This window comes from Chitinophaga sp. (assembly GCF_036566945.1).
Lineage (GTDB): Bacteria > Bacteroidota > Bacteroidia > Chitinophagales > Chitinophagaceae > Chitinophaga.
This window is the reverse complement of sequence record NZ_DATCVJ010000910.1, coordinates 1-10,671: the sequence shown is the minus strand read 5'-3', so window position 1 is coordinate 10,671 and position 10,671 is coordinate 1. Positions and strand designations below refer to the sequence as shown.

General features: G+C 45.1%; 6 protein-coding genes and 1 pseudogene. 3 read left to right on the top strand and 4 right to left on the bottom strand.

All coding sequences use genetic code 11. The features are described from left to right. Positions 1-738: pseudogene (locus VIP81_RS27355) on the bottom strand (altronate oxidoreductase); the annotation flags it as partial. 210 nt (positions 739-948) lie between these two features. Here VIP81_RS27355 and mnmA point away from each other — a divergent pair. Then, on the top strand, positions 949-2,058 hold the full coding sequence (gene mnmA / locus VIP81_RS27350) for a tRNA 2-thiouridine(34) synthase MnmA (RefSeq protein WP_331968902.1): 1,110 nt from the start codon (positions 949-951) through the stop codon (positions 2,056-2,058). Between the two features lie 127 nt (positions 2,059-2,185). On the opposite strand, the gene VIP81_RS27345 is transcribed toward mnmA, so the two are convergent. From VIP81_RS27345 to VIP81_RS27335, 3 genes are all read right to left on the bottom strand, one after another. Further along, a complete protein-coding gene (locus tag VIP81_RS27345) occupies positions 2,186-3,343 on the bottom strand; it encodes an RsmB/NOP family class I SAM-dependent RNA methyltransferase (RefSeq protein ID WP_331968898.1) in 1,158 nt (385 codons plus the stop codon). A 135-nt stretch (positions 3,344-3,478) separates the two neighbouring features. Next, on the bottom strand, positions 3,479-5,053 hold the full coding sequence (odhB, locus tag VIP81_RS27340) for a 2-oxoglutarate dehydrogenase complex dihydrolipoyllysine-residue succinyltransferase (protein WP_331968895.1): 1,575 nt from the start codon (positions 5,051-5,053) through the stop codon (positions 3,479-3,481). A 101-nt stretch (positions 5,054-5,154) separates the two neighbouring features. Beyond that, positions 5,155-7,920, bottom strand: a complete 2,766-nt coding sequence (locus tag VIP81_RS27335; protein WP_331968891.1) for a 2-oxoglutarate dehydrogenase E1 component — start codon at positions 7,918-7,920, stop codon at positions 5,155-5,157. Between the two features lie 242 nt (positions 7,921-8,162). Here VIP81_RS27335 and rpsT point away from each other — a divergent pair, with 242 nt between their 5' ends. Together rpsT and VIP81_RS27325 are read left to right on the top strand one after the other, a co-directional pair. Next, positions 8,163-8,417 carry a 30S ribosomal protein S20 gene (gene rpsT / locus VIP81_RS27330; RefSeq protein ID WP_331968888.1) on the top strand — a complete coding sequence of 85 codons (255 nt, stop codon included), beginning with the start codon at positions 8,163-8,165 and terminating at the stop codon, positions 8,415-8,417. 74 nt (positions 8,418-8,491) lie between these two features. Next, positions 8,492-10,216, top strand: a complete 1,725-nt coding sequence (locus tag VIP81_RS27325) for a M14 family metallopeptidase (RefSeq protein ID WP_331968885.1) — start codon at positions 8,492-8,494, stop codon at positions 10,214-10,216. Positions 10,217-10,671: the final 455 nt, after the last annotated feature.

The window sequence follows — 10,671 nt, the reverse complement described above, 5'->3', positions numbered from 1 at the left end:
TATCCATAGCTGATCTATATAACCGGCTTTGGTGGCTATTTCCGCCAGGTTGCGGGGCTTGCCCGGTACAATACGGTCAACCAGTGAATTACAGAAATGATTATCAGCATGAATCCAGTTAATAAATGCCTGAGGCATTTCGTTAAACGCAGCCAGTTGCAATACAATATCTTTCAACAGGTGACCATTGTTGACCACCAGTTCTGTAGGTACAATCACAAAGCCGGTATTGGCGGCTCCTTTAAAATAGGAATAACGTTCCCACAATACCGCCAGTAATTTACCCGGGTAGGAAGATGGAACACCAGTTGTTACTTTTTCCGGTACATATTGGATCCCCACCTCGGTGGTGTTGGAAATGATAGTTTGTAAAGCAGGCTGATGCACTGCATCTAAAATCTCCCGCCAATTTGCATTCGATTGCAAAACACGGCTAATAGCAGCGTTAATTAGTACCTGATCTACCAGTTCTCCCTGGGAAATACCTTTGATATGGGTGGTGTACAGATTGTCCTGGCTGGAAAATTCGGTGGTATCACCATCCGTAGATTTGACTACCACAACTCGTCCTTCGTAGATTCCCTGCCTGTTGGCGTTATCTACCAGGTAGTCTACCAATCCGCGCAAAAGCACGCCGGTACCAAATTGCAGGATCTTTTCCGGGAAGGTGAAAGTGCTTTCATGAACGCCGGAATCAGGTGAGTTTAATATAAACTCTTTGTTTAATATGGGAAGCATCACGACTGTTTTATGCTAAAAGGTTGCTAAAACTAATAAATATATAATTCACAATTAACAATTTATAGCATTTGGGGAAATAAAGGTTAAAAGACGTTAAAATGATATCAATGATATAATCAGAATCAATCCGCTCATTGTCAGGATCAATAAAGGATAGATGGCCGTTGGCTGGAATTTAAGTAATTTTGCATCCTTAAACTTTTCCAAATGAGCAAGCATGGTAAAGTGCTGGTAGCCATGAGCGGTGGTATAGACAGTACTGTTACAGCGCTGATGTTGCATGAGCAGGGATATGAAGTGGTGGGTATCACCATGAAAACCTGGGATTATGCATCTGCAGGTTCCAGTAAAAAGGAAACCGGCTGCTGTAACCTAGATTCTTTTAACGATGCCCGCGCGGCGGCGGTGCATCATGGATTCCCGCACTTTGTGCTGGATATCCGCGATGAATTCGGTGATTTTGTTATTAATAATTTTGTCGAGGAATATATTGCAGGACGTACGCCCAATCCGTGTGTACTGTGCAATACCCATATAAAATGGCGCGCACTGATGAAACGTGCTGATGCCATGGACTGCGAGTTTATTGCTACCGGCCACTACGGACAAATCCGTCAGCATGACAATGGCCGTTACGTGATCAGCAAAGGCGTAGATGAAACCAAAGACCAGAGCTATGTGCTATGGGGTATCCAACAGGATGTACTGGCCCGTACCATGCTCCCGCTGGGCAACTATCGTAAAACAGCTATCCGCCAGATGGCATTTGATTTCGGGTATCCCGAGCTGGCCAAAAAGGCAGAAAGCTATGAAATTTGCTTCGTGCCGGATAACGATTATCGCGGATTTTTGAAGAGAAAGGTAGAGGGGCTGGAAGAAAGGGTCAACGGAGGCAATTTTGTGCTCGCAGATGGCACTATTGTTGGTCATCACAAAGGTTACCCCTTCTATACAGTTGGGCAGCGTAAAGGGCTTGAAATTGCCCTTGGACGCCCGGTATTTGTAACGGAAATTATCCCGGAAACAAATACGGTAGTGCTTGGCAATGAAGACGAACTACAGAAAAGCGAAATGTTTGTAAGTGGTATCAACATGGGTAAGTACGAAACTATTACCGAAGGAATGGAAGCCACTACAAAAATCCGGTATAAAGATAAAGGCGCATTGAGTAACCTGTACAATGAAAACGGCCAGGTAAAAGTGAGTTTTTATGAAAGCGTAAAAGGAATTGCGCCCGGCCAGTCGGCGGTATTCTACGAAGGCGATGATGTCATTGGCGGCGGTATTATTCAACGCGCAGTACCGATAGTGTTATAAGAATAATTTCATAAGATAGATAAAGTAAAGGGTGGGAAGATGGAAGTCTTCTCACCCTTTTTTAATGTTAACAAAATTTTTATTGTTAACTTTTTTGACAATGATTTTATTGTCAAAAGTTGACTGATTAAGACATTCTTACCGCATACATCGTATCCGCCCCCTTATCATACCCAGCAATCACCCCTCCCTTCTCCGCACGTAAATCACTCATCTCCTCTATATATTTCACTACTTCTTCATTCTCCTGCCTGAATACAGAACAGGTAATATAAATCAACGCACCCCCCTTCTTTAGGAAAGGTACCACGTTATGGGCTATACGCTTTTGCAGCTGCTGATACTTCGCTATCTCTTCTTTTTTGAAGAAGGAAATACTTTCGGGAGTGCGGCCCCAGGTTCCGGAACCACTACAAGGCGCATCGAGGATAATACCATCAAACTGCTGGCTACCCATGCTGGCGGCAAAATTCTCCGCCGTCAGATCTGCTACCCGTGCTTCATAGTTTTTCACTCCTGCTGCGGTAAAGCGCTGCTGCAGGTTTTCGAGGATGGATCGTCTTACATCTGATACCAGCAACTGCACACCTGGTTGCTGATCTTTCAGAAGAATGGATTTGCCACCACTGGCGGCGCAACAATCCCACCAACGTTGCTGCTTTGTGGGTAAAAATAACTCTCCGGTTTGCTGACTCGAGGCATCCTGTACTTCATACCAGCTTTTTTCCGGCACAATCACTTCTATCTTAGTGCCGTTAGGCAAAGCCACGGTGGTGGTGTTCGCAAATACTTCGTACACAACAGCCGCCTTGTCGAGCAACTGCAATACTTTTTCCAGCCTGTTATTGCGTACACGAATAAACAAACGCGGTTGCTTAAGTATAGTATAGGCGTAAGCGTTAGCATCAATACCTGCTGATAAATTTTCCAAAAAAGGAAAGATAGCGGAGGGCGTTAATGCGTCAGATAACAACGCTGCTTTATCGGTTAGCGAACCTGTGGTGTGCTGATTCCAGGCAGGTCTCACTGCCGCCAGAAAATCATTCGGTGCGGTTTCGCAAAGCAATGCACCTGCGATCACACGCTCACTCACAGGCAGCGATTTCCCCCAATGTCCCAAACGGAAATAATGATATACCAGTTGTGAAATCCAGCGCCGGTCGCGCCCTCCCATGTAGGGATGTTCCTTAAAAAAGGACTTCAGAAAATGATGTAATGGCAGGCTGCCCTGATAAGCGCCTATGATTTTCTCTGCTGATGCTAAATAATTTTCCCAACGGGTCATACGCGAAGATAAGGGGAATATTGATGCTACCACATCGTAGACAATGGGCCCACAAACGGGCGTGAAGGAATTGAATACAAAAAGAAGAGCCGGTACTCTATAGCACCGGCTCTTCTTTTTGTATTTTATGTAAGATTACAATTTCAGTAATGCTTTCAATGGATCTTTACCGAACAACAGTTGTTCAGGATTTTCCAGCATTTCCTTCACTCTTACGAGGAAGCTTACTGACTCACGGCCATCAATGATGCGGTGATCGTAGCTCAGCGCCAGGTACATCATCGGACGGATCACTACCTGACCATTTACCGCCATCGGACGATCCTGTATTTTGTGCATACCCAGGATAGCTGACTGCGGGATGTTGATGATAGGTGTACTCATCAATGAGCCAAATACGCCACCATTGGTGATGGTGAAAGTACCACCGGTCATTTCAGGCATGGTCAATTTGTTGTCGCGGGCTTTGGTAGCCAGTTCCACCACTGCTTTTTCAATACCTGCCATATCCAGACTTTCCGCATTGCGGATTACCGGTACTACCAGGCCTTTAGGAGCAGATACGGCAATAGAAATATCGCAGTAATCGTGATATACCAGTTCTTCTCCGTCGATGTAAGCGTTTACAGACGGGAATTCCTGTAATGCAAAGCAGCAGGCTTTGGTAAAGAAGCTCATAAAGCCCAGGTTTACCTCATGCTGTTTTTTGAATACTTCCTTGTATTTGGCACGCAGCGCCATTATTTCGGTCATGTCTACCTCATTGAAGGTAGTGAGCATGGCCGTTGTATTTTTGGCTTCCACCAGGCGGCGGGAAACTGTTTTACGCAGGTTGCTCATCTTTTCGCGGCGTTCCTGACGGGTAAACATTTCCTGTCCGATCGCCACACCCGGATTTTGCAGGGCAGCCAACACATCATCTTTCATGATTTTTCCGTGTACGCCGGAACCTTTAATGTTGGATGGATCTACATGTTTATCTGCAATCACTGCTGCTGCTACCGGAGATGCTTTCAGATCATTCGGAATGCTGGTAACAGGCGCCTGTTGTGGTTGCGGAGTAGCTTTCGATGGCTGCGCCGCCGGAGCTGCTGCCGGTGCGGCTTTACCCGCAGGTCTTGCAGCACTGGTATCTATTTTACAGGCAATATCGCCTATTTTCAAAGTATCGCCTTCTTTTGCTACGGTAATCAGTGCACCAGCTTCTTCTGCATTGAGTTCGAAAGTTGCTTTCTCTGATTCCAGTTCACATACCACTTCATCACGCTCTACATAATCACCATTATTTTTGATCCACTTCACCAGTGTTACTTCGCTTATAGACTCTCCTACTGTAGGCACTTTCATTTCAATCGTCCCTTTGTTCACTGCTGGTGCTGCTGCGGCGGCTTCTGCTGCTGGCGCAGGTGCTGCTACAGGGGCTGCAGGTGCTGCTGCTGCCGGTGCGGCATCAGTGGCGGGTGCAGCTGCATCGGTATCGATGGTACAGGCTACATCACCAATCTTCAAAGTAGCTCCATCCTGCGCTGCCGGAGCAATCTTCAGGACACCTGCTTTCTCTGCATTCAGTTCGAAGGTTGCTTTCTCTGATTCCATTTCACATAATACTTCGTCCTGCTGCACATAATCGCCGTCTTTCTTCAACCACTTTGCAATTGTTACCTCGCTAATAGATTCTCCTACCGTAGGGACTTTGATTTCGATAACCATATTTAATCAGTTGATGGTGATACCGGGTTAGCAATTAGCTTTTTGCTTTCAGCCTTTAGCTTAACGTTAAACCAGGTTATTCTGTTTATACTTTTATTTTCTTAGATGTTAAAAGCCGTGTCAATAATCTGTTGCTGTTCACGTGCATGTACTTTCGCATAACCGGTAGCAGTAGACGCACTCGGATTGCGGCTGATAACACCATAATTAATCTGCTTCAGGTTCATTTGCAGGAACGCTGCAGCACCCATATTCAATGGTTCTTCCTGCACCCAGAAGAAGGTAGCACCTTTATACTTCTGAGAAATGGCTTCCAGTTGTTTGATGGGCAGCGGATATAATTGCTCCAGGCGAACAATGGCCACATCTTTGCGGTCATCTTTGCCTTGCTTATCACTCAGATCAAAATACATTTTACCGGAACACAGTAATACTTTCTTTACCACAGCAGCATCATCAATGAACGGATCATCCAGCACTTCTTTAAATCCTCCCTGTGTAAATTCTTCCGTAGTAGAATAAGCACCCACATGGCGCAGATTCGCTTTTGGAGAGAAGTTAATCAGCGGTTTGCGGAACTGCCAGGTGAGCTGACGGCGTAACGCATGGAAGAAGTTAGCGGCAGTAGTAATGTTGGTGATCACCACATTTTCTTCTGCACACTGCTGTAAGAAACGTTCCGGACGGGCATTGGAATGATCTGGTCCACCACCTTCATAACCATGAGGCAGTAACATCACCAGGCCATTCTGTGTAGTCCATTTTTGTTCTGCACTGGTAATGTACTGATCAATCACAGTTTGTGCACCGTTTACAAAGTCACCATACTGCGCTTCCCACAATACCAGGCTATTAGGATTGGCCATGGCATAACCATATTCAAAGCCTAATACACCATATTCACTCAGTAAAGAGTTATAAATTCTGAATTTACCTTGCTTGTCCTGGAAATGACTGAGGCGATTGTAAGTCTCGTTGGTATTTTCATCAAACAGCACCGCATGGCGATGAGAGAAAGTACCACGTTTTACGTCTTCTCCGCTCATTCTAACATCTTTTCCTTCGATCAGGAGACTGGCATAGGCCAGCAGTTCACCCGTTGCCCAGTCCACTTTGCCTTCTTCCTGGTACAACTTGATCTTATCCTGCAGTAACTTACTCACTTTGCGCAGGGGAACAAAATTCTCCGGCCATTTCATCAGTCCTTCAAACAGACGTTTGAAATCTTCTTCTTTGATCGCTGTTACCGGGGAAGATTCGAAGTCCTGCGGTGTAGATTTACGCAGGGCCTGCCACCACTGTTCTGGTTTCTGGTTGGCATACGGCAGCGGATGTTGTTTTACTTCATCCAGGCGGGCCTGTAATTCATCCCAGAAGCCTTTTTCCATTTCCTTCGCCAATGCCGCAGCATCAGATTCGCCGTTATTCAGCAGGAACTGGGTATATACTTCACGCGGATTAGCGTGTTTTTCAATCAATGCGTACAAACTTGGCTGTGTGAACTTAGGCTCATCGCCTTCGTTATGGCCATGTTTACGGTAACAAACCATATCAATGAACACATCTTCATTGAATTCCTGACGGTAACGGGCGGCCAGCTGAGATACTTTCACTACGGCTTCTGCATCATCACCATTCACGTGGAATACCGGCGCCTGTACAATCGAAGCTACGCTGGTGCAATAATCCGACGAGCGGGCATCATCAAAGTCAGTGGTAAAACCGATCTGGTTATTGATTACAAAATGAATGGTACCACCTACGTAATAACCTTTCAGTTTGCTCATTTGCTCTACTTCATACACGATGCCCTGACCGGCTACGGCAGCATCACCATGAATGAGGATAGGCAGTATTTTATCATAATCGCTATCGTAAATCACATCTGCTTTACTGCGTGCAAAGCCGATTACAATCGGATCTACCACTTCCAGGTGGGAAGGGTTAGGCATCAGTTGCAGATTTACCGGTTTGCCGGAGGGAGTGGTTACCTGAGAGCGGAAACCGAGGTGATATTTCACATCACCACTACCCATGGTCATATCCGGTACGGCCAGTCCTTCAAATTCATTGAAGATCTGTTCGTAGGTTTTACCCAGGATATTTGCCAGTACATTTAAACGGCCACGGTGCGCCATACCAATCACAGATTCCTGTACACCATATTCTGCGGCCACATTGAGGATAGCATCCAGTGCGGGAATAGTGGATTCACCACCTTCCAGACCAAAACGCTTCTGTCCGATATATTTTGTGTGTAGAAATTTTTCAAAAATAACACCCTGATTCAGCTTCTGTAAAATGCGGCGGCGCTGTTCCAGTGACAGCGGCTGCGTCATGATGGCCTCAAATTCCTTTTCCAGCCATTTGGCTTTGTCACGGGCATTGATGTAAGTGTATTGTAATCCTACTGAGCTGGCGTAGATCTGGGTCAGATAGGCCACAATCTTTTCGAGGGAGGCTTTGCCGACACCGATGGTAGTTCCTGCAAAGAATTCTGTTTTGAGATCAGCGTCCCCTAATCCAAAGCTGGCCAGGTCCAGATTGGCCTTCCTGTCTTTTCTTTCACGGATGGGGTTGGTTTTAGCAATCAGGTGGCCTTTTTTACGATACGCCTGTATCAGACGATATACGCCCAGCTCTTTTGCCAACTGGTCGTCGCTCACTGGCAACGAAGTGCTGCCTCCTGCTACAGGCGCTGCTGATGCTGCTGCCTTGTTGCCGTTTACATTGGATACTGCAAAATCGAATCCTTCGAAAAATTTAACCCAATCCGGGTCTACAGAGTTGGGATCTTTGCGGAAATCCTGATATAACGATTCTATGTAAGCAGGATGTGAGTTGGTGACGAATGAGAAGTCCTTCATTTACAACGAGTTTTGCTGATCTTCAGTTCAAATACTTTTCTGTTGGTCCCACATATATTAATATATGGGATTGCAAATATCGCACGTTTTTCGATACGCCGGGTGGAAAAAATTAGAAAAAATCAAGTGTTTATCTGTGATGAAAGACTCTTATATTTACTCATTGACGGAAAAACTACATTTAGTTTGTTTTCTAAATGATAAATAGTTACCTTTGCCGTCCGAAACTTGAAATTTGAAAAATGGCAAACCATAAAGCAACGAAAAAAGACGTACGTCAAAGCAGAAAGCGTAATGAGCGTAACCGTTACTACGGTAAAACTACTCGTAATGCCATCCGTGACCTGAAAGCGGTGACTGAGAAAGCAACAGCGGAGAAAGATTTAGCAGAGGTAGCTTCTATGCTGGATAAATTAGCTAAGCGTAACGTTATTCACAAGAACAAAGCAGCAAATCTGAAAAGCAAGCTGGCTAAGCGCGTTTTAGCGCTGGCTTAATTGTTTCAGTAACAATATTTACAGCTCTTCCTCTCAAAGGAAGGGCTTTTTGTTTTTCTATTTACTATCGTATAATGAAAAAAATAGCTATCCTCCTCGCCTGCCTGTTTCCGTTATTGGCTACTGCACAAGACCTTACGACCCGCTACGAAGAGACCGCCGGTCAGCAAACCGCCACCTACCCGGAAGTCATTCAATACTATCAATTACTGGCCAAACGCTTCCCGCAAATCCATATGCAGGCTATTGGCTCCACAGATGCCGGCTTTCCGCTACACCTGGTCACCTATTCCCCTCAAAAGGATTTCGACTTCAAAAGCCTGCACAAAAAGAATAAACGCATCATCCTCATCAACAACGGTATCCACCCCGGAGAACCCGATGGCATCGACGCCAGCATGATGCTCCTGCGCGACCTCGCCCTCGGCAAAATCAAATTACCTGATAATGTTATCCTGGCTGTCATCCCGGTGTACAACATCGGCGGCATGCTAAACCGCTCCCCCTGGTACCGGGTAGATCAAAACGGGCCGGATGCATTTGGTTCCCGTGGCAACGCCCAAAACCTGGACCTTAACCGCGACTTCATCAAAACCGATTCAAAAAATGCCCTTGCCTTCCAGCAAATCTATCACCTCACCGATCCGGATGTGTTTGTGGATAACCATGTCAGCAACGGGGCAGACTACCAGCATATCATGACCCTGCTCACCACCCAGCATAATAAACTCGGTGGTCCCATGGGCGAATTCATGAATAAAACATTTGAACCCGGATTATATGCCCTCATGAAAACAAAAGGCTACGACCTGGTTCCCTACGTCAATCACTTTGGTGAAACACCCGACAGCGGATGGGTGGAATTTGCAGACGTGCCACGCTACTCTACCGGTTATACCACGCTGTTTCATACCTTCGGATTTGTACCGGAAACGCATATGCTGAAACCTTATCCACTTCGCGTAAAAGCCACTTATGCCCTGATGGAATGTTTCATTCAGTTTACCGCCACTCACAGCGAAACCATTAAACAACTACGTGAACAGGCAAAACAAACTTCCATCACACAAAAAACATTTCCGCTGTCATGGGAATTTGATATGACTAAATACAGCCTGATCACCTTCCGCGGCTTCGCCTCCGGACATAAGCCCAGTGCTATTTCCGGCTTACCACGACTGTACTACGATCGTACTAAACCTTACACCAGGGAGGTGAAATTCTATAACACCGCTACAGCACAAAATTTTGTAGAAAAGCCCCTGGCGTATATTATACCACAAGGCTGGTGGGCCGTTATCCATCTCCTGAAAAATAATAATGTACAGCTGCAACCACTCGCACATGATACTACTATATACGTATCGGTATATCATATTGCAGACTTCCAGAGTAATGCCAAACCCTTTGAAAAACATTACCTCCATACCAACGTAAAAGTAAGCAGCAGCATGGATTCCATCCGTTTCCGAAAAGGCGATTTTTACATCCCGATGAATCAAACTGCCAACCGCTTTCTGATAGAAACACTCGAACCTACTGCCGGTGATTCTTATTTTGCCTGGAACTTTTTCGATGCCATCCTCGGACAAAAAGAAGGTTATTCTTCTTATGTTTTTGAAGATACCGGCGCCGCATATCTGCAGCAACATCCGGAATTACAGGATGCATTAAATAAGAAAAAAGCAAGTGATACTGCTTTTGCAAATAGCGCCAGCGCACAACTGAATTTTGTCTTCAAAAATTCTCCTTACGCAGAACCGGAATACCTGCGTTATCCGGTGTACAGAGTACAATAATTTTGTAAGATGATGGAAGCGGAGATATAAGCGGAGCTTGTATCTCCGCTTTTTTATTTTTAATTACGCCGTCACTGACGGCGTAATTAAATTGACGATGAACAGATCAATTTATCAATGAACAAAATGAACAAACAAAAATAGTTTGGAACCCTTACATTCGTGCCCGTTTACGCGTCTGCTAGCTATCTTCAACGTGATGTAAACATACTTCTCTCCACTAAACAATCAGAAAAAAATTGACTCAACACCAAAGTCAATAATTGTTATCTAAGAATTAATCACCAATAAATATAAACAAATGGAAACAGGAGTTTCATACAAGCAGTTCATCAAAGACACCAAACAAAATATTCTGCACAGCAAGTATCTCGCTCTCAGGCTGGCCAATCAAGAGCAATTAAAATTATACTTCAGGCTTGGACAAATGCTTTCTGAAAAACCATTTGCAGAAA

Bases quoted from the DNA above. Each gene is read 5' to 3' on its own strand.
- mnmA (WP_331968902.1), top strand. From the start codon at position 949: ATGAGCAAGCATGGTAAAGTGCTGGTAGCCATGAGCGGTGGTATAGAC.
- VIP81_RS27345 (WP_331968898.1), bottom strand. From the start codon at position 3,343: ATGACCCGTTGGGAAAATTATTTAGCATCAGCAGAGAAAATCATAGGC.
- odhB (WP_331968895.1), bottom strand. From the start codon at position 5,053: ATGGTTATCGAAATCAAAGTCCCTACGGTAGGAGAATCTATTAGCGAG.
- VIP81_RS27335 (WP_331968891.1), bottom strand. From the start codon at position 7,920: ATGAAGGACTTCTCATTCGTCACCAACTCACATCCTGCTTACATAGAA.
- rpsT (WP_331968888.1), top strand. From the start codon at position 8,163: ATGGCAAACCATAAAGCAACGAAAAAAGACGTACGTCAAAGCAGAAAG.
- VIP81_RS27325 (WP_331968885.1), top strand. From the start codon at position 8,492: ATGAAAAAAATAGCTATCCTCCTCGCCTGCCTGTTTCCGTTATTGGCT.